Source organism: Bordetella genomosp. 10, from assembly GCF_002261225.1.
In the GTDB taxonomy this organism is placed as follows: Bacteria; Pseudomonadota; Gammaproteobacteria; order Burkholderiales; family Burkholderiaceae_B; genus Bordetella_C.
In genome coordinates this window covers 1645979-1672346 of the sequence record NZ_NEVM01000005.1, presented here as the reverse complement: position 1 = coordinate 1672346, position 26368 = coordinate 1645979, and the positions used below count along the sequence as shown (strand labels likewise).

General features: G+C 66.3%; 25 protein-coding genes. 15 read left to right on the top strand and 10 right to left on the bottom strand.

Translation table 11 applies throughout. The annotated features are described in order from the left end of the window. Positions 1-39 precede the first annotated feature (39 nt). The 8 genes from ykgO to hisI all read left to right on the top strand — a co-directional run bounded on the left by ykgO (position 40) and on the right by hisI (position 7692). The gene (gene ykgO / locus CAL29_RS23565) at positions 40-186 is read left to right on the top strand and encodes a type B 50S ribosomal protein L36 (RefSeq protein WP_094855379.1); all 147 of its coding nucleotides are present in this window, start codon (positions 40-42) and stop codon (positions 184-186) included. Next, entirely contained in the window at positions 186-785 is a 600-nt protein-coding gene (locus CAL29_RS23560) for an arsenic resistance protein (RefSeq protein WP_094855378.1), read from the top strand. Before ykgO ends, CAL29_RS23560 begins: the two co-directional genes overlap by 1 nt. Further along, positions 782-1342 (top strand): gamma carbonic anhydrase family protein, encoded by a 561-nt coding sequence (locus CAL29_RS23555; RefSeq protein WP_094855377.1) that lies wholly within the window; start codon positions 782-784, stop codon positions 1340-1342. The genes CAL29_RS23560 and CAL29_RS23555 overlap by 4 nt, the downstream gene beginning before the upstream one ends. 44 nt (positions 1343-1386) lie before the next feature. Continuing rightward, complete coding sequence (locus tag CAL29_RS23550) at positions 1387-2118, top strand: PIG-L deacetylase family protein (protein WP_094855376.1); 732 nt, start codon at positions 1387-1389, stop codon at positions 2116-2118. After that, positions 2115-4028, top strand: a complete 1914-nt coding sequence (thrS, locus tag CAL29_RS23545) for a threonine--tRNA ligase (RefSeq protein ID WP_094855375.1) — start codon at positions 2115-2117, stop codon at positions 4026-4028. Before CAL29_RS23550 ends, thrS begins: the two co-directional genes overlap by 4 nt. Further along, entirely contained in the window at positions 4025-5677 is a 1653-nt protein-coding gene (locus tag CAL29_RS23540; RefSeq protein WP_094855374.1) for a SagB/ThcOx family dehydrogenase, read from the top strand. Before thrS ends, CAL29_RS23540 begins: the two co-directional genes overlap by 4 nt. Continuing rightward, on the top strand, positions 5655-7049 hold the full coding sequence (locus CAL29_RS23535) for a dihydroorotase (protein WP_094855373.1): 1395 nt from the start codon (positions 5655-5657) through the stop codon (positions 7047-7049). The genes CAL29_RS23540 and CAL29_RS23535 overlap by 23 nt, the downstream gene beginning before the upstream one ends. A gap of 103 nt (positions 7050-7152) precedes the next feature. Beyond that, on the top strand, positions 7153-7692 hold the full coding sequence (gene hisI, locus CAL29_RS23530; RefSeq protein ID WP_094855372.1) for a phosphoribosyl-AMP cyclohydrolase: 540 nt from the start codon (positions 7153-7155) through the stop codon (positions 7690-7692). 353 nt (positions 7693-8045) lie between these two features. On the opposite strand, the gene CAL29_RS23520 is transcribed toward hisI, so the two are convergent. The 7 genes from CAL29_RS23520 to CAL29_RS23490 form a co-directional block, all read right to left on the bottom strand. Next, positions 8046-9521 carry an N-acyl-D-amino-acid deacylase family protein gene (locus tag CAL29_RS23520; protein ID WP_094855371.1) on the bottom strand — a complete coding sequence of 492 codons (1476 nt, stop codon included), beginning with the start codon at positions 9519-9521 and terminating at the stop codon, positions 8046-8048. 97 nt (positions 9522-9618) lie between these two features. Then, complete coding sequence (locus CAL29_RS23515) at positions 9619-10557, bottom strand: N-carbamoyl-D-amino-acid hydrolase (RefSeq protein ID WP_256977693.1); 939 nt, start codon at positions 10555-10557, stop codon at positions 9619-9621. After that, positions 10554-11558, bottom strand: coding sequence for an ABC transporter ATP-binding protein (locus CAL29_RS23510; protein ID WP_094855370.1), 1005 nt, complete (start codon positions 11556-11558; stop codon positions 10554-10556). The genes CAL29_RS23515 and CAL29_RS23510 overlap by 4 nt, the downstream gene beginning before the upstream one ends. After that, positions 11555-12541 carry an ABC transporter ATP-binding protein gene (locus CAL29_RS23505; RefSeq protein ID WP_094855369.1) on the bottom strand — a complete coding sequence of 329 codons (987 nt, stop codon included), beginning with the start codon at positions 12539-12541 and terminating at the stop codon, positions 11555-11557. The genes CAL29_RS23510 and CAL29_RS23505 overlap by 4 nt, the downstream gene beginning before the upstream one ends. Position 12542: 1 nt before the next feature. Further along, complete coding sequence (locus tag CAL29_RS23500; RefSeq protein ID WP_094856866.1) at positions 12543-13406, bottom strand: ABC transporter permease; 864 nt, start codon at positions 13404-13406, stop codon at positions 12543-12545. 62 nt (positions 13407-13468) lie between these two features. Beyond that, positions 13469-14410, bottom strand: a complete 942-nt coding sequence (locus CAL29_RS23495) for an ABC transporter permease (RefSeq protein WP_094855368.1) — start codon at positions 14408-14410, stop codon at positions 13469-13471. Positions 14411-14424: 14 nt separating this feature from the next. Beyond that, positions 14425-16023 (bottom strand): ABC transporter substrate-binding protein, encoded by a 1599-nt coding sequence (locus CAL29_RS23490; protein ID WP_218831888.1) that lies wholly within the window; start codon positions 16021-16023, stop codon positions 14425-14427. A gap of 471 nt (positions 16024-16494) precedes the next feature. On the opposite strand from CAL29_RS23490, the gene CAL29_RS23485 reads away from it, so the two are divergent. Next, complete coding sequence (locus CAL29_RS23485; RefSeq protein WP_179284153.1) at positions 16495-17475, top strand: LysR family transcriptional regulator; 981 nt, start codon at positions 16495-16497, stop codon at positions 17473-17475. A gap of 39 nt (positions 17476-17514) precedes the next feature. Here CAL29_RS23485 and CAL29_RS23480 read toward each other — a convergent pair whose 3' ends face one another. The 3 genes from CAL29_RS23480 to CAL29_RS31395 all read right to left on the bottom strand — a co-directional run bounded on the left by CAL29_RS23480 (position 17515) and on the right by CAL29_RS31395 (position 21301). Further along, on the bottom strand, positions 17515-19041 hold the full coding sequence (locus CAL29_RS23480) for a DKNYY domain-containing protein (protein ID WP_094855366.1): 1527 nt from the start codon (positions 19039-19041) through the stop codon (positions 17515-17517). 30 nt (positions 19042-19071) lie between these two features. Then, on the bottom strand, positions 19072-20094 hold the full coding sequence (locus tag CAL29_RS23475) for a DUF3592 domain-containing protein (protein ID WP_094855365.1): 1023 nt from the start codon (positions 20092-20094) through the stop codon (positions 19072-19074). 223 nt (positions 20095-20317) lie between these two features. Beyond that, positions 20318-21301 carry an IclR family transcriptional regulator gene (locus CAL29_RS31395; RefSeq protein WP_179284152.1) on the bottom strand — a complete coding sequence of 328 codons (984 nt, stop codon included), beginning with the start codon at positions 21299-21301 and terminating at the stop codon, positions 20318-20320. A 117-nt stretch (positions 21302-21418) separates the two neighbouring features. Between CAL29_RS31395 and CAL29_RS23460 the strand changes: the two genes are divergently transcribed. From CAL29_RS23460 to CAL29_RS23435, 6 genes are all read left to right on the top strand, one after another. Next, positions 21419-22417 (top strand): 2-hydroxyacid dehydrogenase, encoded by a 999-nt coding sequence (locus CAL29_RS23460; RefSeq protein ID WP_094855364.1) that lies wholly within the window; start codon positions 21419-21421, stop codon positions 22415-22417. Positions 22418-22455: 38 nt separating this feature from the next. Then, positions 22456-23187, top strand: a complete 732-nt coding sequence (locus CAL29_RS23455) for an RraA family protein (protein ID WP_094855363.1) — start codon at positions 22456-22458, stop codon at positions 23185-23187. A 32-nt stretch (positions 23188-23219) separates the two neighbouring features. Beyond that, complete coding sequence (locus CAL29_RS23450; RefSeq protein ID WP_094855362.1) at positions 23220-24128, top strand: SMP-30/gluconolactonase/LRE family protein; 909 nt, start codon at positions 23220-23222, stop codon at positions 24126-24128. 62 nt (positions 24129-24190) lie between these two features. Continuing rightward, positions 24191-25150 carry a Bug family tripartite tricarboxylate transporter substrate binding protein gene (locus CAL29_RS23445; RefSeq protein WP_094855361.1) on the top strand — a complete coding sequence of 320 codons (960 nt, stop codon included), beginning with the start codon at positions 24191-24193 and terminating at the stop codon, positions 25148-25150. 9 nt (positions 25151-25159) lie between these two features. Next, positions 25160-25477 carry an NIPSNAP family protein gene (locus CAL29_RS23440; protein ID WP_094855360.1) on the top strand — a complete coding sequence of 106 codons (318 nt, stop codon included), beginning with the start codon at positions 25160-25162 and terminating at the stop codon, positions 25475-25477. Between the two features lie 7 nt (positions 25478-25484). After that, positions 25485-26300, top strand: a complete 816-nt coding sequence (locus CAL29_RS23435; RefSeq protein ID WP_094855359.1) for an HpcH/HpaI aldolase family protein — start codon at positions 25485-25487, stop codon at positions 26298-26300. The last annotated feature ends 68 nt before the right edge of the window (positions 26301-26368 follow it).

Genomic DNA, 26368 nt, shown 5'->3' with positions numbered 1-26368 from the left:
CGCCTCCTGTTGACTATTTCTTGCTCGAAAGGAGCCCCCATGAAAGTTCTCTCCTCGCTCAAAGACGCCAAGACGCGCCACCGTGACTGCCAGGTCGTGCGCCGGCGTGGCCGTATCTACGTGATCTGCAAGTCGAATCCGCGCTTCAAGGCCCGACAGGGTGGCGCCAAGAGCAGGAAGTCGTAATGCATCGACTGGATGTGGCTGTCGTGGGCGCGGGCGCCGCCGGGATCGGCATGGCGCTGGCGCTGCAGAAGGTGCCCGGGCTGCGGTTCGGCGTGCTGTTCTTCGGTGTCCGCTTCGAGGCCGTCGCGCAGTTGCGCGGCGGTGTGCGCGTGATCGGGCTGATTCTGCTCGCCAATTACCTGTTCGTGCCCGCCATCGGCTATGGCATCGCCTCGGCGTTGTTGGCGACGCAGCCCCTCTTCATGATCGGCCTCATGATCTATTTCATGTCGCCATGCACGGACTGGTTTCTGGGCTTTACGCGGCTGGCGCGCGGCAACGCTGCCCTGGGCACGGCGCTGATTCCCATCAACATGGTGGCGCAGCTGCTGCTGGGCTATCCCGAGCACGCGCTGCTCACCATGAACATCGCGGCCCGGAATGCACCATTGATGCTGGCGGTGACGATGGCCGCGCTGCCCGGCCAGCCGCTGGTCTATGCTGCGCTGGTCATCGGCATGTTGGTGGAGTTTCCGCACCTGACGGTGCTGCAACGGGTATTGCTCAGCCAACGGCAGCGCGCCACCTTGTCCCTACAACCCTCTGTTGAACATTCATGATCCGCAAGAACCCCCGCGGCGACCTGCCGCGCATTCATCCCAGTGCCTTCGTGGACCCGACCGCGATCCTGTGCGGCAAGGTCGTGGTCGAGGAAAACGTCTTCATCGGGCCGTATGCCGTCATTCGGGCCGATGAAACCGATGGCGATGGCGAACTCTCGCCCATCGTCATCGGCGCGCATTCCAACATCCAGGACGGCGTAGTCATCCACGCCAAGTCTGGTTCGCCCGTGACGATCGGCCAGCGCACGTCGATCGCGCACCGCGCCATTGTCCACGGGCCCTGCCAGGTCGGCGACGGCGTTTTCATTGGTTTTAACAGCGTGCTCTTCAACTGTACGGTCGAAGACGGCTGCGTGGTCCGCTACAACGCCGTGGTCGATGGCTGCCATCTGCCCTCCGGCTTCTACGTACCTTCGACCGAACGCATCGGTGCGGCCACGGACCTCGCTACGCTGCCGCGGATCACGGCCGACGCCAGTGAATTCTCCGAGGACGTGGCGCGCACGAACAATGGCCTCGTGCAGGGCTACAAGGCCATCCAGAACGAGCTTTGAATAACCGCTATGCAACATCCGATTCCGCAAGGGGAACCCGCAGCATGACCTCCAAGAACAAGACGGCGCTCGTCGTGAGCGCCCATTCGGCCGATTTCGTGTGGCGTGCGGGCGGTGCCATCGCCTATCACGCCCGCCAGGGCTGGCAGGTCAAGATCGTCTGTCTGTCGTTTGGCGAGCGTGGCGAATCCGCCAAGCTCTGGCGCCGCCCCGGTATGACGCTGGAGCAGGTCAAGATCGCCCGCCGCGACGAAGCCCAGCGTGCGGCCGACATTCTCGGTGCGGAGGTCGAATTCTGGGACATCGGCGATTACCCGATGCGGGTCACCGACGACACGCTGTTCCGGCTGGTCGACCTCTACCGCGAACTGCAGCCGGCCTTCGTGTTGAGCCATTCGGTGAAAGATCCCTACAACTTCGACCATCCCCTGGCCATGCACCTGACCCAGGAGGCACGGGTCACGGCCCAGGCCGAAGGGCACAATCCCGGCCAGAAGATCCTCGGCGCACCACCCGTCTATGCCTTCGAGCCGCACCAGACCGAACAGTGCGAGTGGATGCCCAACACCTTCCTCGACATCACCGACGTGTGGGAGGTCAAGCGCCGTGCCATCGAATGCATGGCCGGCCAGGAACACCTGTGGGAATACTACACGCGCATGGCCTTGCAGCGCGGGGTGCAGGCCAAGCGCAACATCGGCATCACCGCCTCGCGCAACATCGAGTACGCCGAGGGGTATATGCGCCTGACCCCCGAGGTCGTGGAGACGCTATGAGCGCAATGACGGAAAGTCCTGCGGCGGTGCCTGTGGCCACGGCCCTCCAGGTTCTCAAGGCTGCGGCGCCCGAACAGTTGAGGACTGCCGTGGCGGCGCGTGTCGATGGCATCTTGCGGGATCTGTCCGACCCGGTTGATCCACACGCCGACGTCCAGCCCGTGGCGGCCGACAGCCCGGATGGCCTGGCCGTCATTCGGCACTCGTGCGCGCATCTGGTGGGACATGCCGTCAAGCAGCTTTATCCGACGGCCGAGATGGTCATCGGCCCGGTGATCGAGGATGGCTTTTACTACGACATCGCGTTCGAGCGGCCGTTTACGCAAGAAGATCTGGCGGCGATAGAGGCGCGTATGCGCGTGCTGATTGCCAAGCACTATCCGGTCATCAAGCGGCTGGTGCCGCGTGAGGAAGCCATCCACGTCTTCCAGGCGCGCGGCGAGGCCTACAAGCTGCGGCTGATCGAGGACATGCCCGACGAGGCGACGCTGGGCCTGTATTTCCACGAGGAATACGTGGACATGTGCCGCGGCCCGCACGTGCCCAATACGCGCTTTCTGAAGCACTTCAAGCTGACCAAGCTGGCCGGCGCCTATTGGCGAGGCGACGCCAGGAACGAGCAGTTGCAGCGCATCTACGGCACGGCCTGGGCGAGCCGCGAGGCGTTGGACGCCTACCTGACCCGCCTGGAGGAGGCGGAAAGACGCGACCATCGCCGCCTGGGCCGGGAACTGGACCTGTTCCATTTCCAGGAAGATGCCCCCGGCGCCGTCTTCTGGCACCCCAAGGGCTGGACGGTCTTTCGGGTGCTGGTCGACTACATGCGCCGCCGCCAGGAAGCGGCCGGCTACGTCGAGGTCAATACGCCCGACGTCATGGACCGCAGCCTGTGGGAGCGCTCGGGGCACTGGGCCAACTATCGCGAGCACATGTTCACCACGACCACCGAGGATGAACGGGTCTTCGCGCTCAAGCCCATGAATTGCCCGGGTGGCGTCTCGCTCTTCAAGCACGGGCTGCGCAGCTACCGCGACCTGCCTATCCGCATGGCCGAGTTCGGCAAGGTGCACCGCTACGAGCCCTCGGGCGCGCTGCACGGCCTGATGCGGGTGCGCCATTTCACCCAGGATGACGCGCACATCTTCTGCACGCCTGAGCAGATGGACGCCGAGTGCCGGGACGTGGTCGCGTTGGTGCTGGACATCTACCGCCAGTTCGGCTTCGAGGACGTGGCGATCAAGCTCTCGACCCGGCCCGAGCACCGGATGGGCGACGACGCCACCTGGGACCGCCTGGAGCATGCGCTGGTACAGGCGCTCGATGGCCTGGGCTTGTCCTATGCGGTCAATCCGGGGGAAGGGGCATTCTACGGCCCGAAGCTCGAATTCGTGCTGCGCGATGCCATCGGCCGCGATTGGCAGTGCGGCACGCTACAGGTGGACATGAACCTGCCCGAGCGGTTCGATATCGACTACGTGGCCGAGGATGGCCAGCGCAGGCGTCCCGTCATGCTGCATCGCGCCTTGTTCGGCTCGTTGGAGCGTTTCATCGGCATACTTCTGGAGCACCATGCCGGCCATCTGCCGGCCTGGCTCGCGCCGATACAGGCAACCGTGCTGTCCATTACCGAGTCCCACGCCGATTATGCCCGGGGTGTGTCCGACGCATTGCGCCGGGCCGGCGTCCGAAGCGCCGCCGACGTGCGCAACGAGAAAATCGGCTACAAGATCCGCGAGCACACCCTGCAGCGGGTGCCGTATCTGCTCGTGGTCGGGGCCAAGGAAGCCGAGGGTAGCACGGTGGCGCTGCGCAGCCGCGCCGGCGAAGACCTCGGCACGATGGTACTGGCCGAGGCCGCGCAGCGCCTGCAAGAGGCCGCGCGGCCGCCCGATCAGCAGGTCCGCGCATGAAGGCCGAAAATCGCCTCGAAACCGTCCTGGCCTTCCACGCCCGCACGAAACACCGGCTGGACGCTTACGCGCCCGGGCCCGATGGGCTGGATTGGGCCACGCAGCCCGATCCCTTTCGTACTTATGAGGGCGCGGAACAGGTCGCGCTTGCACGGCCGGAGCCGGCAGCCGATGGCCCGGATTTCGACACAGTGGCCGCGGGTGCGGTTGACCCCGCCGAGCTGTCGTTCAACCTGGTCTCGCAACTTCTCTACGACGCTCTGGCCATCTCGGCCTGGAAGGTCGCAGGCGGCGATCGCTGGGCCGTGCGCTGCAATCCTTCCAGTGGCAACCTGCATCCGACCGAAGCGCACCTGTTGCTGCCCGCGATCGACGGCCTCGGTCAGGCCCCGGCGCTATACCACTATCGACCGCTCGATCACGCATTGGAACGGCGCACCGTCTGGAAGACGAGCCAGTGGGACGGCGCGATGGCGGCGTTGCCCCCGTCTACCTTCCTGGTCGCGCTCACGTCCATCCACTGGCGGGAAGCCTGGAAGTACGGTGAGCGCGCCTACCGCTATTGCCAGCACGACGTGGGACATGCGATCGCGCAGCTGTCCTATGCCGCCGCGGCGCTGGGCTGGCACGTCCGGCCGCTGTCTGCCGTCAGCGACGATGACATCGCGCTGCTCGCGGGTATCTCGGCCCAGGTGGGCGAAGACGGGGAGCATCCGGACGTCTTGTTGGCCGCGTCGCCGCAGGCCGCGGCCCCCGACGTGGCGGCGGCGTGGGTGCCCCCCTGCGCGTGGACCACGGCACGCGACCGCCCGCCGTTCAAAGGCGTGCCCAATCGCCTGAGCCCGAGCCACCGGCCATGGCCGGAAATCGACCGGGTTGCTGCCGCGACGCGGCGGGAACGGCAGGCAGGCAGTCTGGTCGCCGCGGCGCCGACGACGCGGCGCGCCGCCGTGGTGGGAAGCCGCCCGGGCTTGGCGGCACGCCGGCTGTTCCGTACCCGGCGCAGTGCCGTCGAGATGGACGGTCAGGCCGGTCTGCTCAAAGGTGACTTTGGACGACTCCTGGCGCGGCTGCTGCCGGCGACGGCCACGCCGTGGGCTGCGTGGCCGTGGGCAAGCGCCATTCACCCTGTTTTTCTGGTCCACCGGGTCATCGGCCTGGAGCGCGGCATCTACCTGCTGGTCCGCGAGCCCGGCCAGGAATCGCGGCTGCGCGAGGCGTTGACCGGATTCTCGGAATGGGAGCCGATCGCGGGCCTTCCGGGTAACGCACGGCTGGTCCGGCTCGGCGTGGGCGATACGCGGCGATTCGCCGCCGGCAGCAACTGCCACCAGGCCATTGCGGCCAACGGTGTGTTCTCGGTTGCCATGTTGGCCGACTTCGAGCGCACGCTGCAACAAGAAGGCCCGTGGAGCTACCGGCGCCTCTTCTGGGAGGCCGGCATGGTGGGACAAGTGCTTTATTTGGAGGCGGAGGCAGTGGGGTTGCGCGGCACGGGAATAGGTTGTTTTTTTGATGATGTGATTCACGATGCATTCGGACTATCGGGAATGACGTTCCAGAGCCTCTATGGCTTCACGGTCGGAGGGGCCAGGCACGATTCGCGCATCCAGACCGAGCCCGCCTATGAAGGAGCGCATCGTGAATGATGATCGGGACATTGCGCGCCGGCTGGCACGCCGGCACGCAGACCTGTGCGTGACGGGCGGTACCGTGGTGACGCCCAGCGGCTATACCCCCTGCGACATTGTTTGCCTGGGCGGCAAGATCGTGGCCCTGGATGCGACGGGCTGGACGGCACGGACCACCCTCCATGCCCTGGGCCTGCATGTGCTGCCTGGGGTGATCGACAGCCAGGTGCATTTCCGCGAGCCGGGGCTGACACACAAGGAAAACCTGGAAACCGGCACCCGCGGCGCGGTGTTGGGCGGGGTGACGGCCGTCTTCGAGATGCCCAACACCAATCCGCTGACCTTGACCGCGGCGGACCTGCAAGCCAAGCTGGACCGCGCGCACGGGCGCGCCTGGTGCGACTATGCCTTCTACATGGGCGGATCGGCGGTGAACGCGGAGCAGTTGGCCGAGTTGGAGCGCCTGCCGGGCTGCGCCGGCGTCAAGGTGTTCATGGGCAGTTCTTTCGGCGACCTGTTGGCCGACGACGAGGACGTGCTGCGGCGTATCGTGCGCCATGGCACGCGGCGCATGGCGGTGCATGCCGAGGACGAGGCGCGCTTGCGCGAGCGCAAGGCGCTGGCCCAGGCTAGCGGCGACGTGCGCGACCATCCTGTCTGGCGCGATGTCACCAGCGCGCTGACGGCGACACAGCGGATCGTCGGCCTGGCTGCCGAGGCCGGCCGCAGGCTGCACGTCTTGCACGTGTCCACCGCAGAGGAAATGGCTTTCCTGGCCCACCACAAGCGCCGTGTCAGCGTCGAGGTCACGCCTCACCACCTGACCCTTGCGGCGCCGGAATGCTATGAACGGCTGGGCACGTTGGCACAGATGAACCCGCCCGTGCGCGAGCAGCATCATCAGGATGCGCTGTGGCGGGCGATCCGTGACGGCATCGTGGATGTCCTGGGCAGTGACCATGCGCCGCATACGCTCGACGAAAAGCAGCAACCCTATCCGACCTCGCCCAGCGGCATGACGGGCGTACAGACGCTGTTGCCCATCATGTTGGACCACGTCCACGCGGGCCGCCTGACCCTGGAACGGTTGGTGGACCTGACGAGTGCCGGACCGGCCCGTCTCTTCGGCCTCGCCGGCAAGGGCCGCATTGCCGTCGGCTATGACGCGGACCTGACGCTGGTGGACCTCCGTGCCCGGCGGGAGATTACCAACCGTTGGATGGCGAGTGTCGCGGCCTGGACGCCCTATCACGGAAAGAGCGTCACGGGGTGGCCCATGGCCACCGTGGTCCGGGGCCATGTGGTGGCGAAAGATGCCGCGCTCATCGGCGAGCCCGTGGGGCAACCTATTGAGTTCCTGGAGGCGACGGCGAATCCTGTAGATTTTTGAAACCACCGAGCAGCGCCGCCTACCGGCCGGCGATGTACGGACACTATACGAAGTCTGACCGCGATCGCCGGCAGCATGTGGAAATGACAACAAGGACAGCAGGATGAACACCCAAGACGAAACCGTTCAACCCGGTGTTGATGCGACGCGCATAGGCACCGTATTGCCGCTTCCCCGATTTTCGCCGAGAACATCGATCGAGCAGATCGAGGAAGGCGACGAACTGGCGCCAAAATTCGACCGCGACGGCCTGATTCCTTGCGTGACGACCGATGCCGAGCTTGGCGAGGTGCTGATGCTGGGCTATATGAATGAAGAGGCGTTGCGTAGAACCATCCAGACTGGCGAGGCCCATTACTGGAGTCGATCGCGTCAGGTCGTGTGGCACAAAGGCGCCACCAGCGGTCTGGTGCAGACGGTCGAAGAACTTCGCATCGACGATGACCAGGATGCCGTCTGGCTGCGTGTACGGGTCGCCGGCTCTGCCGCAAGTTGCCACGTCGGCTATCGCTCCTGCTTCTACCGCAGCGTGCCGATCGGGCGGGCGCGTACGCAAGGCGATTCGCTTCTTTTCACGGAATCGGAAAAAATCTTCGACCCGAAGCTGGTGTACGGCGACGCGCCGAATCCCACCATCCTGTGAACTTGCCGCCTCCCGCGTTGGCGTCCACGGACTCTGGCGGCACATGATTGCCTTGACGCCTGAGCATGACCTATCGACGAAGACGGTGTTGGACTTTGGGTGCAACCAGGGTGGATTTCTTCGTCACCTCCATGCAATACGCCCCTTTCGAAAGGCGCTTGGCGTTGACATTGCCTAGGCGTCGATCAAGCGGGCAGAAGAACTGAAAGGGGCGCTGCCGATCCAGTACCAGACTGACTTCCGTTCCGGCTGGTCAAGCCATGAGCGGTATCGATCGGGAGACCAGCATATCGCCGTCGTCCATTTCCTACCCGTGCGCAAGCCCATCAGTTCGCAGGGCTGCCGGTTACTTGCTACGCCCAGGCCGGCACGTCCAGGCCGGGCGCGCCGCGGTCTTCGTTGCCCAGGAAACGTCCCGGCCGCGCCCCGGTCGGCACGCCGTCGCTTTCGACCACGGCGCCGTTGACCATCACGCACGCGATCCCCACCGAAGGCTGCAACGGACTCAGGAAGGTTGCGGCATCGGCCACCGTCTCCGGATCGAACATCACGATATCGGCGAAGCAGCCGGCCTTCAGCACGCCGCGGTCCTTCAAGCCGAACTTTGCGGCGGTCAGGCTGGTCATCCGGCGCACCGCCTCTTCCATGCCCAGCACATGCTGCTCGCGCGAATACTTGCCCAGCACCCGCGAAAACGCCCCCCATAGCCGGGGGTGCGGCGAGGTGTCGTGCGGCAGCCCGTCGGAACCTATCATCACCTGGTCGTAGGCCATGATGCGCTTGACGTCGCCTTCGTCCATCGAAAAATAGATCGCGCCCGCCGGTTGCAGTTCCCCGGCCAATACGACCGGATCCTTGCCCTCGCGCCCGGCCAGCTCGAACAGGTCCTGGCCTTGCACGTCGGGGCGCGCCTCCGACCAGGTGATCAGCACCTTGTCGCTGTCGGCCAGCCGCCGCGTATCCAGCACGGTCGAAGACGCCGCATAGGGATAGAGATCCATGCCCAGCGGCTGGTTCCTGCGAGCCTTGTCGTATAGCGCCAGCGTTTCGGTCGAGCGGCCATGGTTGTGCTTGCCCATGACCTTGTGGTGCGAAAGAATGGCCGGCACGTCGGCGGCGCGGCCGATGGTGAAGGCCTCCTCCATCGCGTCGCAGATGTGGTCGCCTTCGTCGCGCAGGTGCGTGGTGTACACGCCGTTCCAGCGGGCCAGCGGCGCGGCCACGCCGATGACTTCCTCGGTGCTGGAGTGCACCGCGGTCGGGTAGTACAAGCCCGTGGACAGCCCGATGGCGCCGTGGCCCAGGGCAATATCCAGCGCCCGGCGCATGGCGGCGATTTCGGCCTTGTCGGCCGGGCGGTCGAGCCGGTCCATGGCGGAGACGCGCAGGCTGGAATGCCCCACCAGCGCCGCGCTGTTGACGGCGGCGGGACTGTCGGCCAGCGCCGCCGCATACTCGCGCATGGTGCCGAACAGGTCGCCGCGCTGCTTGGCGATCAGGTTCAGCGGAGGAACGATGGCATCGCCCGCCACGCTGACCGGCGCCAGGCTGATGCCGCAGTTGCCGGTGATGACGGTCGTAACCCCCTGGCTCACCTTGGGGCGCATCAGCGGGCTGCTCAGCAGCAGGCGGTCGTCGTGGGTGTGGCAGTCGATGAAGCCGGGCGCCGCCACCTTGCCCCCCGCATCGATGGTTTCGCGGGCCGTCCATTGCGCGCCGTCGCCGATCCGCGCGATGCGTTCGCCGAGGATGGCAATGTCGGCGGCCACCGGCGGGCCGCCCAGGCCGTCGACCACCTTGGCGCCCTTGATCACGATATCGAATTCCATGCCTTGCTCCTGCTGTGTCTCGCCATGGGCCTTGTCCGGCTACCGGCCGAAAACGCCGGCCGCGCTTGCGGGGTCGTTTTCGGGATCGCTTGCGGGGTCAGGCGATTCTTTCCGCCATGCCCGTTTGTTCGACGATCAGTCCGTAATGCTCGGTGCGGCGATGCTTGGCGAAGTTGAACATGTATTCCCGCGGCCCGTCGCAGCGGGCGAAATCGACGTTGAAGAAAATCACCTCGTCGTCGGTGTCGCCGGCCGCCTTGGCGACGATTTCGCCGTCGGGCGCCACGATGGCCGATCCGCCTATCATGTGTATGCCGTCTTCGTATCCTACCTTGCCGGCCGCCGCCACCCACATCGCGTTCTGGTAGGCACCGGCCTGGATGCTCAGCAAATGGTGGAAATCCGGCAGATGCGGCGCCTCGTGATAACTGTTGTTGCGCGAAGGCGTGTTGTAGCCGAGCATGACCAGCTCGGCGCCTTGCAGCCCCATCACGCGATAGGTCTCGGGCCAGCGGCGGTCGTTGCAGATGCACATGCCGACCCGTGTATTCAGGAAGTCCCAGGTCTTGAAACCCAGGTCGCCTACTTCGAAGTATTTCTTTTCCAGATGCTGGAAGGGATAGCTGGGCCGGTGATCGGCATGGCCCGGGAGATGCACCTTGCGGTACTTGCCGACGATATGGGCGTGCTTGTCGACCAGGATGGCCGTGTTGAAGAAATGCCCGTCCGGCGTGGCCTCGGCATAACCGATATGAAAACCGATGCCCAGTTTCCTCGCCTCGTCGAACAAGGGCTGAACGTCGGGATTGGGCATCGCCGCCTCGAAATACCTGGCGACCGCCTCGGACTGGTCCATCCAGTAGCGCGGGAAGAAAGTGGTGAAGGCCAGTTCCGGAAAGACCGCCAGTTCCGCGCCCCGGCCCTTGGCCTCGCGCAGCATGTCCAGCAGGCGCTTGAGGGTGCCGGCGCGGGAATCGGTGGAATTCACGGGTCCCATCTGGGCCACTGCCAGGCCCATCTTGCGCGCTGAGGTCATGCGGTTTCTCCGGTGAGGGAATCGGCCGCCGCATCGATGAAGTGGCATGCGGCCTGGTGGCCGGGGGCGTATTGCTTCAATGGGGGCGCCGCCTGGCGGCAAAGCGCCTGCGCCTGCGGACAGCGCGTGTGAAAGCGGCAGCCGGAAGGCGGGTCGATGGGGCTGGGAATATCCCCGTGCAGCACGATCCGCCGGGTGGTTCGCTCGGGGTCGGGATCGGGCACCGCCGACAGCAGGGCGCGCGTATAGGGGTGCAGGGCATTGCCGAACAATTGCGTCTTGGTAGCCACCTCGACGATGGTGCCCAGGTACATGACGATGACCCGATGCGTCATGTGTTCGACGATGGCCAGGTCGTGGCTGATGAACAGCAGCGCCAGTTTCAATTCCTTCTGCAGGTCCTGCAGAAGGTTGACGATCTGCGCCTTGACCGACACGTCCAGCGCCGACACCGCTTCGTCGCAGACGATCAGCTCGGGTTGAGCCGCCAGCGCCTTGGCGATGCCGATGCGCTGGCGCTGCCCGCCGGAGAACTCGTGCGGGAAGCGGTCCAGTCCCTCGGCGGGCAGGCCCACCCGGTCCATCAGGCTTTCCAGCATGGCGCGTAATGCGCCGGCATCGGCCGCCAGGCCGAAATTCCGTATCGGTTCGGCCAGGATGTCGCGCACGCGCATGCGCGGATTGAGGCTGGAGAACGGGTCCTGGAACACCACCTGCAGGCGCCGGCGTTGCGGCAATAGCGTGGCGTCGGTCATGTCGTCGATGCGCAAGCCGTCCAGCACCACCTGGCCCGCCGTCACCGGCGTCAGGCGCAGCACGCAACGGCCCACGGTGGACTTGCCGCATCCCGATTCGCCCACCAGCGCCAGGGTTTCGCCGCGCGCGATCTGGAACGACACGCCGTCCACGGCATGCACGACCTGCCGCTGGCGCCCGAACCAGCCGGCGCGGACGGGGTAATGCTTGACCAGGTCGTTCACTTCCAGCAGGGGCCGATTCACGATGCCACCTCGCTGGGCTGCATATGGCAGGCGGCGACGTGCCCGGGACGCTTGGCTTCCATGGCGGGCGCGATCCGCCTGCACACGTCGACGGCTTGCGGACAGCGCCCCGCGAAAGCACAGCCGACGATGGGCTGGCGCAAGCTGGGCACCTGCCCGGGAATTTCGGCCAGCCGCGTGGCCTCGCCCCGCAGGGACGAGCCCAGCCGGGGGACGGCGCCCAGCAGGCCGCGGGTGTACGGATGCAGCGGGTGGGCGAACAGATCGCGCACGGGCGCCTCCTCGACCTTGCGTCCCGCATACATGACCATGACGCGCTGCGCGCTTTCGGCAACCACGCCCAGGTCATGGGTGATCAGGATGATGGACGTGCCGGTGTCCTGCTTGAGGTCGTGCATCAGGCCCAGGATCTGGGCCTGTATCGTCACGTCCAGCGCCGTGGTGGGCTCGTCGGCGATCAGCAGCATGGGCTTGCACGCCAGCGCGATGGCGATCATCACGCGCTGCCGCATTCCGCCTGAAAGCTGGTGCGGATATTCGCCCACGCGCCGCGCCGGCTCCGGGATGCCGACCCGCGCCAGCATCTCCACCGCGCGGGCGCGCGCGGCCTGCCGGTCCATGCCTTGGTGCAGGCGCAAGGTCTCGCCGATCTGGCGGCCTATGGTCAGCACCGGATTGAGGCTGGTCATGGGCTCCTGGAAGATCATCGAGATCTCGTTGCCGCGTATGCGCCGCAACTCGCGGTCGCTGGCGCTCAGCAAGTCCTTGCCGCCGTAGCGTATGCTGCCGGCGATGCGTCCGCTGCGCCTGGGCAGCAGGCGCAGGATCGACATCGACGTCACCGATTTGCCGCAGCCCGATTCGCCGACGATGGCCAGCGTCTCGCCTTGCTCCACATGGAACGACAGGCCGTCGACCGCGCGGTTGACGCCGTCGCGGCCGCGGAAATGCACTTGCAGGTCGTCGACTTCCAGCAGGGCCACGTCATTTCTCCTTGTTCAGCCGGGGATCCAGCGCGTCGCGCAGGCCATCGCCCAGCAGGTTCACGGCCAGCACGGTCAAGGAGAGGAAGGCCGCCGGAAAGGCGATGATGTAGAACTTGGCCTGCCAGAGCATGCGGCCGTCGGCCATGATGTTGCCCCAGGACGGAATGGAGGGCGGCGTGCCCGCGCCGATGAAGGAGAGAATCGACTCGGTGATCATGGCGCTGGCGCAGATATAGGTGGCCTGCACGATCAGCGGCGCGAAGGTGTTCGGCATGATGTGCCGGAAAATGATCCGCGCGGTGCCCGACCCGGAGGCGATCGCGCCGTCGACATAAGGCTGTTCGCGCAGGGACAGCGCCACGCTGCGGACCAGGCGCGCGACGCGGGGGATTTCCGCCACCGTAATGGCGACGATCACGTTGATGACGCTGCCGCGCGTCATGGCCATCAGGGCGATCGCGAGCAGCACCGAGGGAATGGACATGACGCTGTCCATGGCCCGCATGAGCACGCCGTCGACCATGCGGACGAAGCCCGCCACCATGCCGATCAGCAAGCCGATGGCCGAGGCCAGCAGCGCCACCGAGAAACCCGTGATGAGCGAGATGCGGGCGCCGTAGATGACCCGCGAATACAGGTCGCGTCCCTGCATGTCGGTGCCGAACCAGTGCAGGGCCGAAGGCGCGCGCAGCCGCTGCGAGATCGCCAGCGCCGTGGGATCGACGGTGAACAGCAGCGGCGCGAAGATCGCCATCAGTATCAGCAGGAGCAGGATGCCGCCGCCGATCGCGACGGCGGCGTGGCGCGAGAACAGTTGCGCCAGGCGGCCGCGTTTCTTCCGCGCGGGAAACAGGTCCGGCATGGCCTTGGCGGCGCGATAGCTGCCGCCGGCGGCATAGGAAGCGGCGGTGGAATCGGGCGGGCTCAATATCGTATCCTCGGATCCAGGACGCTATACAGGACGTCGATCAGCAGGTTGACCAGCACGTAGGCGAAGCTGCACACCAGCACCACGCCCTGGATGACGGGGTAGTCCCGTTGCAGGATGGCGTCGACGGTCAGCCGGCCCAGGCCGGGAATCGCGAAGACGCTTTCGGTGACGACGGCGCCGCCTATCAGCAGGGCCACGCCGATGCCGATGGCGGTGGCGATGGGCACGGACGCATTCTTCAATGCGTGGACGTAGAGAATGGCCTGCTGCCCCAGGCCCTTGGCCGCGGCGGTGCGGATGTAGTCCTGTTGCAGCACTTCGAGCATGGTGGCGCGCGTCACCCGCGCGATCAGGGCGATGTAGATGAAGCCCAGCGAGATCGACGGCAGCAGCAGGTTGCGCAGCCACGGCCATACGCCATGGTCCAGCGTGGTGTAGCCCTGCACCGGCAGCCAGCCCAGTTTCAGCGAGACCGAGAACGACAGCACGTAGCCCAGCACGAAGACCGGCGTGGAAAAGCCCAGCACCGCCAGCGCCATGATGCCGCGGTCTATCCAGGTGCCGGCCTTCCACGCGGCCAGCACGCCCAGCGGCACGGCGATGACGATGGAGATAATGAGGGTGACGGTCATCAGCGACAGCGTCGGCCCCAGCCGCGTATGGATCAACTGCGCCACCGGCAGGGAATTGAAGATGGACTTGCCCAGGTCGCCGTGCAGGATGTTCCAGAACCACTCGCCCAGTTGCACCAGGAAAGGGCGGTCCAGGCCCATCGCCGCCCGGATGCGCGCGATGTCCGCCGGGCTGGCCTGGTCCCCCGCCACGATGGCGGCGGGGTCGCCGGGCGCCACGAACAGCAGGCCGAACACGAAGACCCCCACCATCGCCAGCACGGGCACGGTGGCGCCGATCCGTTTCAATATATAGGCGTACATCGATGCCGTTCCGGTCAGGCCTTGTCCACGCCCCATATGAAAGGCATCGGCCCCTTGGAGATGCCCGTGACGTTGCTGCGCCACGCCGTGTACTGGAGAAAGAAACCGGTCGGGGCATACACCACGAAGTCGGTGGCCTCCTTGTTCAGGGCTTCGATGACCGACTTCTCCTGCGCCGGACCGGACGCGTTGTACCAGGCCAGCACGTCGGTTTCGATCTTGTCGTCCTTGGGCCAGCCGAACCATGCCTTGTCGCCATTGGCGCGCAAGGCGATGTAGCCGGCCGGATTCGCGCAATCCGCGCCCACGTGCCAGGAGTGGAACATGTTCCAGCCGCCCTGGGCGGGCGGGGCCTTGCTGGCGCGGCGGGTGCCCACCGTGCCCCAATCGGTGGCGACGAAATCCACGTTCATGCCCAGGCGCTTGAGCAGGTCGGCGGTCACGTCGCCCATGGCCTTGGTAATGGATTGGTTCTGCGCCACCAGGCAGGTGACGGGCTCGCCCTTGTAGCCGCTTTCGGCCAGCAGTTTCTTCGCCGCGTCCATGTCGCGCGGCCCCTTGAAAATGTCGCCGCCCACTTCCGTATAGGCCGGCGTGCCGGGCGTGAAGAAGCCCGCCATGGGTTTCCACAGTTCGGGATTCTCGCCGACGATGGCCTGCATGTAATCCTGCTGGCTCATCGCCATCAGCACGGCGCGGCGGGCCTTGACGTCGTTGAACGGCGGATACAGGTGATTCATGCGGAAGGAGCCGACGTTGCCCAGGGGATCGGCGATCTCGGTGACGATGCCCGAACCGGACTTGAGCACCGGGATCAGGTCGGCGATGGGGTTCTCCCACCAGTCGATTTCGCCGTTCTGCAGGGCCGCCGACGCGGTGGCCGGATCGGGCATGATGATCCACTCGACGCGGTCCACCAGCACCTTCTTGCCGCCCGCCATCCAGGAGGCGGGCTCCGCGCGCGGCACGTAGTCCGCGAAGCGCTCGAATACGGCCTTCGCACCGGGCACCCACTCGTTGCGGACGAAGCGCATCGGGCCGGAGCCGACGTATTCGGTGATCTGCTTGAACGGATCGGTCTGGGCGATGCGCTCCGGCATGATGAAGGGGCAGGGGGTGCCCAGCGTGCCCAGCGCGTCGAGCATCTTCGGGAAGGGTTTCTTCAATACCCACTTGAACCGCATATCGTCGATGGGCGTGATCTCGGCCTGGATGTCGCGGATCATCAGCCCCATGGAATTGCGCTGCTGCCAACGCTTCAGGCTGGCGATCACGTCCTTGGTGAGCACCGGCTGGCCGTCATGGAACTTCAGGCCTTTGCGCAGCGTGAACGTCCACGTCAGCCCGTCGCTGGAAACTTCCTCGGACTCGACCATCTGGCGTTGCGACTTCATGTTCGCGTCGATGCCGTACAGCATGTCCCACACCATGATCGACGCATTGCGCACCACGTACTGCGTGCCCCAGATGGGATCGAAATTGGCGAGGTCGGATTGGGGCACGAAACGCAGGGTCTTCTTCGACGATTGTGCCGCGGACAGCGACGGCAATCCGCCGGCGGCGGCGATCAGGCCGCCCGCGGCGGCGCTCTTCAAGAACTCTCGACGTTCCACGATATGGCTCCTTGGCGTGTCCTGTTTTTTCAGGTTACCGAGGGCAGGCCGCATCGCCGTCATGCCAAAACATGCATGAGTCATCCGGCAGGGTTATGAACGCATTTGCGCACCACGATGGCTCAAATCGCGTGGCGTTGGATTTTTATTATTTGATACTTGGATCCTGTTGGTACGAATACCTAACATTTGTGCGTTTATGAGTATGGGATTTCGGTTTTTGTTTTTTGGGAATGGTCGTGGACGGCCCGCCGCGCGCCGGCACACAGGGATAGTCCTTATCCGGCGCACCAAGACGGGGCGCGGGCATGCCGACGGCGTTCGGTCACCGCCATGCGCCAATGGCCAAGCTGCCCGAGCAAGGGCAAGGCCCCTCGGCACGCCACGATTTGGCATGGTTATTGCATCGTTTTCTTATCCACTCGCAACGAAGCCGCGGCATCGCGTCGTTTCGTCAACATGGAGGCCTCGATGGAGCAAGCCCTCTTGTCCCATACCGCCGAAGTTGGCGCATCCACGGACCAGCGTCCGCTGAACCTGCGTCATATCGAAATCTTCCGGGCCATCATGCTGTCCGGCTCGATATGCAGCGCCGGCAAGATACTGCACGTCTCGCAACCCGCCCTGAGCCGCACGCTGGCGCTGGCCGAATCGCGCCTGGGCTATCCGCTGTTCGAACGCACCAAGCGCCGCCTGGTGCCCACGCCCGAGGCGCGGCGCCTGTACGCCGAGATCGAGGACGTCTACGAGCGCATGCGCGGCATCAACAGCCTGGCCGCCAATCTCGCCCAGGGCAGCATGGCCGTGCTGAAGATCGCCACCAGTTCCTGTTTCGAGCAGACCTTGCTGCCGCTGGCCCTGACCAGCCTGCAATCGCACGTGCGCAACCTTCGCGCCCTGACGCGCACCTTCAAGGCGGCCGAAGTCGCGCATGAACTATTGAGCGGCAATGTGGACCTGGGCATTTCCCTGACGCCGATCGAGCATCCGCGCCTGGCGACCCAGCAGGTCGGCGAGGACAAGGTGGTCTGCGTGATGCCGCGCACCTCGCCGCTGCGGTACAAGGCAGTGATACGCGCCGAGGACTTCCTGTCGCATCCATGGATCGGCTACCCGCCGCAAGCGCCGCTGGGAAAAACCTTGCGCCGCTTCCTGGGCTCGCACGCCGATGCGGTCTGTGCCATCGAGGCGGACACGCCCGTGGCGGCCTCCGCCTATGCCAAGAACGGCCTGGGTTCGGCCATCGTCAACGCGGCCAGCCTGCCGCCCGAGATTCGCGAGCGAACCATCATCCGGCCGCTGGACGAGGATCCGCGCATCGGCATCTGGGCCAGCCATTCGAACCTGACGCCGCCGTCGGTCGCCTGCCAGAAGCTGATCGCGGCGATTCGCTGCCTGGCGAAGGAGCAATTGCAGAAGGACGTCGCGGCGCGGGTGCCGGACGAGGCTTGACAGGTGGGTCCTTCCGCGCCTGAATGGCCAGGCGCCGCATCATTTCCAGAATGCCCACATGGACGGGTAATCCGACGACATCCGGCAGACGACCGTGCTGTCCGATGAATCCAGCCGCTCGACGTCCTCGGATTTGAAGATCGTCACGTAATAGTGGTCCGTCAGGAGGTCGCGTTTCAGTCCTTCCTCGTTCCTGACGAGATACAAGGCATCGTGCAGGAAATAATTCTGGCCGATGCTGGGCGCGAAATACAGTTGGGCGCCTCCCTTCCACAGGGTTCCCCGCACGTGGCCGTTCTTGCCGGGCAGGTCGGCCACCTTGGTCAATTCTGCGTCGGGCAGCATCCACAACTGCGTCTTGCGGGCCGCCAGGGATTTATCGTTTCTGCCGTTTCGCCAGTCGTCGATGGTCCGGCTGAAGAAGGCATTGCGGCCATCGATCCATATGCCGGACGAAAGCATGGTCGGAGTCCCTGCAAAGGGATACGCGCAGCCGCGCTTGAGCGCCTGGTCCTGATAATCCCAGAACCAGATGCCCGAGGCGTTGTAGAAGAGTTCGTGGTTGGCGCGGTCCCGGTCGGCGACCAGCAGATGCAGCGCGCTGCTGTCCACGCCGTCGACCTTGGCGGGAAACGGCGTTGCGCCCGCATAGAACTGCCCGGTGGCCTTGTCCAGCCCATAGCGGGTGTTCCATTGGTCGCTGTCGGGCATGAAGGCGAGGAACGCCGCCGGATGGGCCTCGGGCAAGGGCACGCCGTCGAAATACACATGGCGGCCGTCGCGCACGTAGTGATCGTCGGTATATCCCTCCGGATGGTCCTGGCCCGATGTGACCTTGACCGTCTGCAGCGACGCGCCATCCGCGCCGGCGATCAGGCGGCCTTCGTAATAGGCATGCACGCCATCCTGCGCATAGGCGGCATTCACGATCTTCAAGTCCGCGGCATGCACCGGCTCCAGCGGTACGAGCACATAGTCTCTGAAACGAGGTTTTTCCGGGCTGTCTTCATCGCGGCTGTTCAGGATGTCCTGCCACCAGTGGTAGGACGCGTTGTCCTTTTCCCAGGTGCAGTACCACGCACGGTTGCCGTCGCTGACGTAGCCGTGGCCGACGAAGCGAACCTGTTCGGGACGAAGCTGCACGATGGCCTGGGAGCCGCAATAAACGGCATTCCGGTCCCTGCCGATATTCCTGGAATCCAGTTCGTGGTCTGGGAACGGGCCGAAGCTGGCGGCATCGGCGTCCGGCAGGAGGTACTCGCCCTGGCCGCCGATGTTCATGTAGATGCGGCCTTGATAGCGCGCGTAGATGCCCGGCCCCAGGCTTTCGCCGTTGCTCGCGGCATCCTGTCCGGTCGACCGGCTCAGCAGGATGGAAACGGTGAACGCCGCCGCCACGGCCAGGAATGCCGGCGCAAGCAGCCATGGCTTGATGCCCGCGCGGCCCGCCGCGCTGCCTTCCTGGCCCCGGGACATGCGCGAGCGCTTGACCAGCAATAGCAGGAGGGCCAGCAGCGCCAGCAAGCACACGACTATCGGCAGTTTGAGCAAGGTCATCGCCGTCATGCAATTGTTTTCCAGTGCGTTGCCATGGCGCTAGCGCGAACGATAGCGGCTCGTGAAGATCAAGCCCAGGGTCAGCGCGCAGAAAATGACGGTCCACATGATATTCCCCAGGCCCTGGGTCGACGGCACGAAGATATCGTCATTGACGAAAGCGATCGCATAGCTGGGTTGGGCGGGATCGACATAAGCCTGGACGTGGCGTCCCTCGGCGGCTTCTACCGCGCGGTCGAGCCGGGCGTCGGTGGGAAAGAAGCGAAAATCGATGGCCTCGGCCTGTCCGCGCAATTTCCGGCCCTGCCACCAATAGGCGGTGTCGCATTCGATCTGGTCATGCCCCTTGTAGCCGGTATAGGCCGACTCGCAATGGGTCAGGATGGCGGGCGTCGGCGCCAGTTCGCGGCCGAGAAGCAGCCGGTGGTTTGCCGGCCGGTTGGTCCAGAGATAGCACATGGCGAGCAATAACAAACACCACAGCAGCCATGCCAGGAGCAGTTTCACGCCGCCGGCGACGCCCGCGCCGCGTTTACGAACCAGTTCGCCATGCGCGTCATAGTCGTAGTCGGCGCGACGCCCGGGCGCGTCATTCAGGGCGGTGCAGGCGTAGCCGACGCCCGCGAACAGGCCGACAAAGACCAGCAGGTTCAGGCCGGCCGCCGAGGCCTGGAACCAGTCCTGGGGCACCACTTGCGGACGCTTGAAATCATGGTCCGGATCGATGTCGATATCGACCGGCTGCCCCTGGACAAAGGCCGCGAGCCGGCGATGCAGCGCCGCCTGCGTATTGAAAATGCTCTCGGACTCCCACGCCACGGCCTTGACGGACGCCGCCTTGCCGTTCGCGGCATAGTCCAGCGTGCAGACTATCCCGTCTTCGTGCGCGTTCCCCCGGCGCACCAGCGCGCAGTCGCGGGGCGTGGCCTGCACGGTGACATACGAGCTGAATGCGCGATCCAGCAATTGATAGGAAAACCGCGGCGAGAAGAACATGCACAGGAAAAAGGCCGGCCCCAAGGTATACAGGACGATCGCCAGGCACTTCTTGACCTTGCGCATGCATATCTCCGTGTCAACTGTCGTTGTTCTTGTGATAGTCGAATATTCTATTGCACTTGTCCGGCATCATCCCGGGGCATGCCGGAGCCACCTCCTGGGATGCTGCGTCTGCCTGGCGCTATTTCTCGAATATCGCGCAGGCGCTGGCGAGACGTGGCACGAACGGCTCGTACAGTTCGGATGGTTCATCGGCCTTGGCGCTGCCATTCTCGTGCCGCTATGGCTAGCGGTGACCTGGATCCGGTATGTTCCCGCGCCATCCACGACGTCCGCGGCCTATGCCCGTATCGCCGGGAGTGCGTTCGTCCTGCTGCTTCTCGTTTGGGCATTCGTCTTGTGGATGCAACGGCCGCTTGCGGGAGGCTGAGCGCTGGGGAGAGGCCATTTCGGCATCTCCGCGCCTGGCCGCGGAGGCATCGCAGCAGGCGTGCGCCACCAGTTGGGCGAGGACGCGCAGGGTCCTGGCGTGTTCGGCTTCCGCGCCAGGGGTCAAGGTCTCGGTCGGCATGGTGCGCGCGAGGCTGCCCAGCAGCCTGCCGCTGGGCGACAGGATGGGCACCGCCACGCCGCTGAGCAGCGGGGTGATGGTGCCGCTGCTGGTGGCATAGCCGGTCCGACGCACGGCGGCCATGGCGTGGCGAAACCCTTCCCAATCGTTGCCCAGGCCCGCGCCGGCGATCGCCTTGGGGCTTTGCAGATAGGTCTGCAGGATCCGCTGCGCCGGTAGCCATGGCAACAGGGCCAGCGACGCCGCGCCATGAAACAGCGGGAAGGGAATGCCGCGGGCGCGGCGGATGGTGATCCGCTGCCCGCCGCATTCCAGCACGTCCGGGCCGGCCTTGAGAATGCACAAGACCTTGTCTTCGTACAGGTTGTGCAGCAGCAGCGCCGTATTGTCTTGCGGCTCCCGCGCCAGGACCGCCTGCCCGGCCCGGTACAGCGGGTCGGTGAGGGCCATCAAGCGCTCGAGTTCGATGATGCGCGGCCCCAGGCTGTAGACGCCGGGCGCGGCCTGCGTGATGAGTCCCGCACTGCACAATTCCCGCAGGTACCGGTAGGCGGTCGACCGCGTATAGCCCAATTGCGCGGTGACGTAGTCGACGGCGACCACCGGGTGGCCGAGGGTGAAAAGTTCAAGGACAGCGAATGCCCGGCCCAGGCTGGTGCCGGGATCTTCCGCGGTGCTGTTGGTCTTGGCGCGTTTCACCGGCCAAGCATAGCGCAAGCCTCGGACGAGTAGCGGGAAAAGGAAAAAGTCGCAGTATTTGGAATCTTCGCGGATGGCGGGGGGTGTCGTTATCTTTCGCTGGACCGAGGAGACACCATGACGCTGAACATCGTTTTCCTTACCCCCATGACGCCCGAGGTGCGCGAGGTGGTGCGCGGCTGCGCGCACGCCGGCCAGCAGCTCCGGTTCTCCGAGACGACGGATCCGGAGACGCATCGCCGCCTCGTAAGCGACGCCGACGTGATCGTGTCGGCGGGGTCCTGGGTGACGGCGGACCTGATCGCGGCGGCGCCGAAGCTGCGCTTCATCCAGAAGTGGGGCATCGGGGTGGACAAGATCGACCTGGAGGCCGCCCGTGCCCGCGGCCTGCCCGTGGCGATCACGGCGGGCGCCAGCGCGGGGCCCGTTGCGGAACATGCCCTGGCGCTGATGCTGGCGGTCTACCGCCGCCTGCCCCTGGCCGATCGCCAGGTGCGGGCCGGCATCTGGGAGCCCGCCCGCCTGCGCGGCGTATGCCGCCAGATCGCCGGGCGCACCGTCGGCCTGCTGGGCTTCGGCAACATCGCGCGGACGCTGGCGCATCGCCTGCGCGGCTTCGACGCGACCATCCTCTATCACGACGTGCGGCGCGCCGACGCGGTCACGGAGCGGGCGTTCGGCGCGCGCTACGCCGGCTTCGATGAACTGCTCGCCCAGGCCGACATCCTCAGCCTGCACCTGCCGCTGACCGACGCCAGCCGCGGGATGATGGGAGCGGATGCCCTGCGCGCCATGAAGCCGGGCGCCGTCCTGATCAACACCGCGCGCGGCGAGATCGTGGATGAGGCGGCCCTGCTGGAAGCGCTGCGGTCGGGCCATCTCGGCGGCGCAGGACTGGACACGTTCGCGCAGGAACCGGCGCCGGCGGGCAATCCGCTGCTGGGGCTGGACAATGTCGTCGTCACGCCGCATTCGGCGGGCAGCGTCATCGACAACGTGCCGAACATCGCGGGCCACGTGCTGGGAAACATCGACCGTCATGCGCGCGGCCTGCCCCTCGCGGAAGCGGACATCGTCCTGCGCGCGCCGGCCGCCGCTTCAACGCTGCCGGGCTGAAGACGCTCGGACGCAAACTCCCTGGACCCCGAATCGCCATGACCAGCAAACCCCTTACCGGCCGCGTGCCGCCCGAAGCCATCCGCCGCGCCGAGCTGCCGCGGCTGCCGCCCGACGTGCTGGCGCGCTACGCCGCGCTCGAAGACCTGACGGGCACCGTGTCCGACGCGATGGACAACCTGGGGCTGTCGGGCGCGATTCCCGCGTCCGTGCTCGCGCCCACGCTGGGCGCGCGCCGCATGGTCGGCCAGGCCGTCACCGTGCGCAACGTCGAGCGGGGCGTGAACCCTTCCGTCGCCGCGGCCAGCGGCAAGGGCATGATGGGCGAGCACGAGGCCTATAACCAGGCGCTGCCCGGCGACGTGGTGGTCATCGAGGGCCTGGCGGGCGTGTCCAACATGGGCGGGCAGTCTGCCGCCGTGGCCCATCGCGCCGGCTGCGCGGGGGCGGTCATCGACGGTTCCTTCCGCGACCCCGACAGCAGCCGCGAGCGCGGCTTCCCGATCTGGTCGCGCGGCGTGACGCCCATCACCGGCAAGTGGCGCTTGCAGACCATAGAGATCAACGGCCGCGTCCGCATCGCCGGTGTGGCCGTCGACGCGGGCGACCTGGTGCTGGCGGACGAGGCGGGCGTGGTTTTCGTGCCCTATGCGCACGCCACGGCGGTGCTGGCGCAGGCCGAGAAGATCGACGCGGGCGACAACCGTCAGAAGGCCGACATCGCCGCGGGCATCGACCTGGCCACCTTGGCCGCCACCAAATACAAATGACAAGCACAAAAGACAAGCGCGAGGAGCGAACGATGATAGAGACCGATCTGCCGATTACCGTAGCGGCGCAAAGCGCCGACATCCTGGGCGAGGTGCCGCTGTGGTGCGAGCGCACGCAGCGCCTGTGGTGGGTGGACGTGCGCCGGCCGGCCCTGCAGTCCTTCGATCCGGCCACCGGCCGCCATGCCGCGCAGCGCCTGCATCCGGACTTGATCACCGGCTCCATCGCGTTGCGGGAGGAGGGCGGTTTCCTGCTCGCGGCGCCGGGCGGCCTGTTCGTCTTCGATCCCGCGACCGGCGAGGCGGCCCGCCGCATCGCCGATCCGCTACAGGGCGCGGCCGGCATGCGCCTGAATGACGGCAAGTGCGACCGGCGCGGACGCTTCTGGGTCGGCAGCATGCACGACACCCGCCGGGAGCCGTTGGGCACCCTGTATCGCGTGGAGCCGGATGGACGTTGCACCGCCATGCTGGACGGCTTCGTGCTGCCGAACGCGATCTGCTTCAGTCCGGACGACCGCACCATGTACTTCGCCGATACGCACAACCAGGTCATCTGGGCCTTCGATTACGACATCGCGGCGGGCGCGCTGTCGAACCGGCGCGTGTTCAAGGACTGGACGCACCAGAAGGGCCGGCCCGACGGCGCCACGGTGGACGCGCAGGGCTACGTCTGGAACTGCATGGTGGCGTCGGGACAGCTCGTCCGGCTGGCGCCCGATGGCCGCGTCGACCGGGTGATCCAGTTGCCCGTCACCAATCCCACCTGCCCGGCTTTCGGCGGGGAGGGGTTGGCAACCTTGTACATCACCAGTCATTCCCAGCGGTTCACGCCGCAGGAGCAGGCCGCGGAGCCGCTGGCCGGCGCGCTGCTGGCGCTGGACGTCGGCGTGCGCGGGCTGCCCGAACCTCGCTTCGGGACGGCGCGGGCCGGCCACTGACAGCCGGCGGCCGCCGCCGGCGCCCATGAAAAACGAGCCGTCGAGCTCGAGGAGACAACGCCGTGTTCATCCAGACCCGCAGGCGCCTTGCGTGCGCCGTCCTTGTCGCGGCCGGCTGCTGCGTGGCCGCGCCGGTCGCCGCGACCGAAGTCGTCAAGATCGTCGTTCCCTTCGCGCCCGGCGGACCGGCCGACCAGATCGCGCGCATCGTCGCGCCCGGCCTGAGCCAGGCGCTCGGCAAGTCCGTCATCGTGGAGAACCGCGGCGGCGCGGGCGGGACGGTAGGCGCGGCCTATGCGTCCAAGGCGCCCGCCGACGGCGCGACCCTGCTGCTGACCACCTCCAGCCTGGTGATGAGCGCCGGCACCACGCCCCGGCTGCCCTACGATCCACGCAAGGACTTGGAACCGGTCTACCTGCTGGGCGAGGTGCAGACCATGCTGGCGGTAAGGCCGGGCCTGGGCGTGGATACGCTGAAAGAGTTGACCGCGAAGGCGGCGCGAACGAAGCTCAATTACGGGTCGACGGGCGTGGGCAGCACCATGCAGATCGGCGCCGAACTCTATGCCCGCGCCGCCAAGGTGCCGCTCGTGCACATCCCCTACCGCGGCGCGGCGCCGGCGCTGGTGGATCTCATGGCGGGCACCATCGACCTGGTGAACGCCGACGTGCCCGTGCTCAAGCCCTACATCCAGGACGGCAGGTTGAAGGGGCTGGTGATCTTCGACACCCGGCGCTCGCCCCTGCTGCCGGACATCCCGACCGCGCAGGAGGCCGGCATGCCCCAGTTGCTGATGACCAACTGGTACGGCGTCTTCGTGCCGGCGGGCGTGCCGGCGAAGACGAAGCAGGCGCTGGCCGACGCGCTGGCGCGGACGGTGAAGCAGCCGGCGGCGGCGGCGAAGCTGGCCGATGCCGGCTTCAGCAATCCGCAGGACACTGCCGCCTTCCAGAAACGCCTGGACGCGGATTTCGCCCGCTGGGTGCCTTGGCTGAAACAGGCCGGCATCCGCACGGAATAGGATCGCCGCATGATCTTCGAACAACGCACCTACACGGTGGCCCATGGCCGCATGGACGACTACCTGGTCCGCTACGAGCGGGATGCCTTGCCGCTGCAACGCAAGCATCTCGGCAGGCTGCTGGGCTTCTTCGTCAGCGACATCGGTCCGCTCAACCAGGTGGTCCACATCTGGGTCTACGACAGCCTGGCCGACCGGGAAACGCGGCGCCGGGCCCTGGATGAGGATCCCGCCTGGCACGACTTCAAGGCCGGAAACCGCGGCACCTTCGTGGCGCAGGAGGTCAAGATCATGACCCCCGCGCCGTTCTGTCCCATCCATATCTGAGCGCGCGATGGCCATGCCGACCGACGACCTGTCCACCTTGACCCGCAATCCCCTGAGAGAGCGGCTCGCGCGCGGCGAGCTGGCCACGTCCATGAGCCTGCGCATGTCGCGCAGCCATGAAATCGGGCGCATCGCGGCCAGCGCGGGCTTCGACGCGCTATACGTCGACCTCGAACACAGCGTCCTGTCGCTGGAGACCGCCGCGAAGTTGTGCCACGCGGCGCGCGAGGCGGGCGTCGTCCCCCTGGTGCGCCTGCCCGGCCTCGATAGTTCCTTGATCGGCAGGGTGCTGGATGGCGGCGCCATGGGGCTGATCCTGCCCCACATCGAGGACGCCGCCCAGGCGCGCGCCGCCGTATCGGCCGCGCTGTATCCGCCGCGAGGGACGCGGTCCATGGGCACGGGCCAGGCGTTGTTGCACTATCGAAGCTTTCCGGCCGCGCAGGCTTGTGCCGCGTTGAACGAGACCATCTTCATCGCGGTGATGGTGGAAAGCGCGGCCGGCCTCGCCGCGGCCGACGCCATCGCCGCCGTGGCGGGTGTGGACATGCTGTTCGTCGGCGCCGGCGATCTCGGCGCGGAGCTGGGCTGGGCGGGCGCCGACGATGACGCCGTCGTCGACGCTTTCGCCAAGGTTGTCGCGGCCGCCCGCCCGCATGGGAAATTCGTCGGCGCCGGCGGCATCGCGAACCGCCCCGCAGCGATGCGCCGCGTCTTCGATCTCGGCGTGCGCTTCATCTCCACCGGCACCGATCTCGGCTTCCTCGCCGCCGGCGCCGCGCGGCAGCTCGATGCGGTGAAGCGAGCGGTGCAGGGGGCATGACGCATCGCGGTCCGTGGCCTCGGTCCGGCCCGTTGTTTCCCGCTTCGGCTTGTCGAGGCCTTGGGGGC

What these genes read in the sequence shown, in the direction of transcription:
- ykgO (WP_094855379.1), top strand. Translation starts at nt 40, where the DNA reads ATGAAAGTTCTCTCCTCGCTCAAAGACGCCAAGACGCGCCACCGTGAC.
- CAL29_RS23515 (WP_256977693.1), bottom strand. Translation starts at nt 10,557, where the DNA reads ATGACCTCAGCGCGCAAGATGGGCCTGGCAGTGGCCCAGATGGGACCC.
- CAL29_RS23475 (WP_094855365.1), bottom strand. Translation starts at nt 20,094, where the DNA reads ATGCGCAAGGTCAAGAAGTGCCTGGCGATCGTCCTGTATACCTTGGGG.
- CAL29_RS23495 (WP_094855368.1), bottom strand. Translation starts at nt 14,410, where the DNA reads ATGTACGCCTATATATTGAAACGGATCGGCGCCACCGTGCCCGTGCTG.
- hisI (WP_094855372.1), top strand. Translation starts at nt 7,153, where the DNA reads ATGAACACCCAAGACGAAACCGTTCAACCCGGTGTTGATGCGACGCGC.
- CAL29_RS23560 (WP_094855378.1), top strand. Translation starts at nt 186, where the DNA reads ATGCATCGACTGGATGTGGCTGTCGTGGGCGCGGGCGCCGCCGGGATC.
- CAL29_RS23550 (WP_094855376.1), top strand. Translation starts at nt 1,387, where the DNA reads ATGACCTCCAAGAACAAGACGGCGCTCGTCGTGAGCGCCCATTCGGCC.
- CAL29_RS23455 (WP_094855363.1), top strand. Translation starts at nt 22,456, where the DNA reads ATGACCAGCAAACCCCTTACCGGCCGCGTGCCGCCCGAAGCCATCCGC.
- thrS (WP_094855375.1), top strand. Translation starts at nt 2,115, where the DNA reads ATGAGCGCAATGACGGAAAGTCCTGCGGCGGTGCCTGTGGCCACGGCC.
- CAL29_RS23500 (WP_094856866.1), bottom strand. Translation starts at nt 13,406, where the DNA reads ATGCCGGACCTGTTTCCCGCGCGGAAGAAACGCGGCCGCCTGGCGCAA.
- CAL29_RS23440 (WP_094855360.1), top strand. Translation starts at nt 25,160, where the DNA reads ATGATCTTCGAACAACGCACCTACACGGTGGCCCATGGCCGCATGGAC.
- CAL29_RS23460 (WP_094855364.1), top strand. Translation starts at nt 21,419, where the DNA reads ATGACGCTGAACATCGTTTTCCTTACCCCCATGACGCCCGAGGTGCGC.
- CAL29_RS23540 (WP_094855374.1), top strand. Translation starts at nt 4,025, where the DNA reads ATGAAGGCCGAAAATCGCCTCGAAACCGTCCTGGCCTTCCACGCCCGC.
- CAL29_RS23555 (WP_094855377.1), top strand. Translation starts at nt 782, where the DNA reads ATGATCCGCAAGAACCCCCGCGGCGACCTGCCGCGCATTCATCCCAGT.
- CAL29_RS23520 (WP_094855371.1), bottom strand. Translation starts at nt 9,521, where the DNA reads ATGGAATTCGATATCGTGATCAAGGGCGCCAAGGTGGTCGACGGCCTG.
- CAL29_RS23535 (WP_094855373.1), top strand. Translation starts at nt 5,655, where the DNA reads ATGAAGGAGCGCATCGTGAATGATGATCGGGACATTGCGCGCCGGCTG.
- CAL29_RS23480 (WP_094855366.1), bottom strand. Translation starts at nt 19,041, where the DNA reads ATGACGGCGATGACCTTGCTCAAACTGCCGATAGTCGTGTGCTTGCTG.
- CAL29_RS23450 (WP_094855362.1), top strand. Translation starts at nt 23,220, where the DNA reads ATGATAGAGACCGATCTGCCGATTACCGTAGCGGCGCAAAGCGCCGAC.
- CAL29_RS23485 (WP_179284153.1), top strand. Translation starts at nt 16,495, where the DNA reads ATGGAGCAAGCCCTCTTGTCCCATACCGCCGAAGTTGGCGCATCCACG.
- CAL29_RS23435 (WP_094855359.1), top strand. Translation starts at nt 25,485, where the DNA reads ATGGCCATGCCGACCGACGACCTGTCCACCTTGACCCGCAATCCCCTG.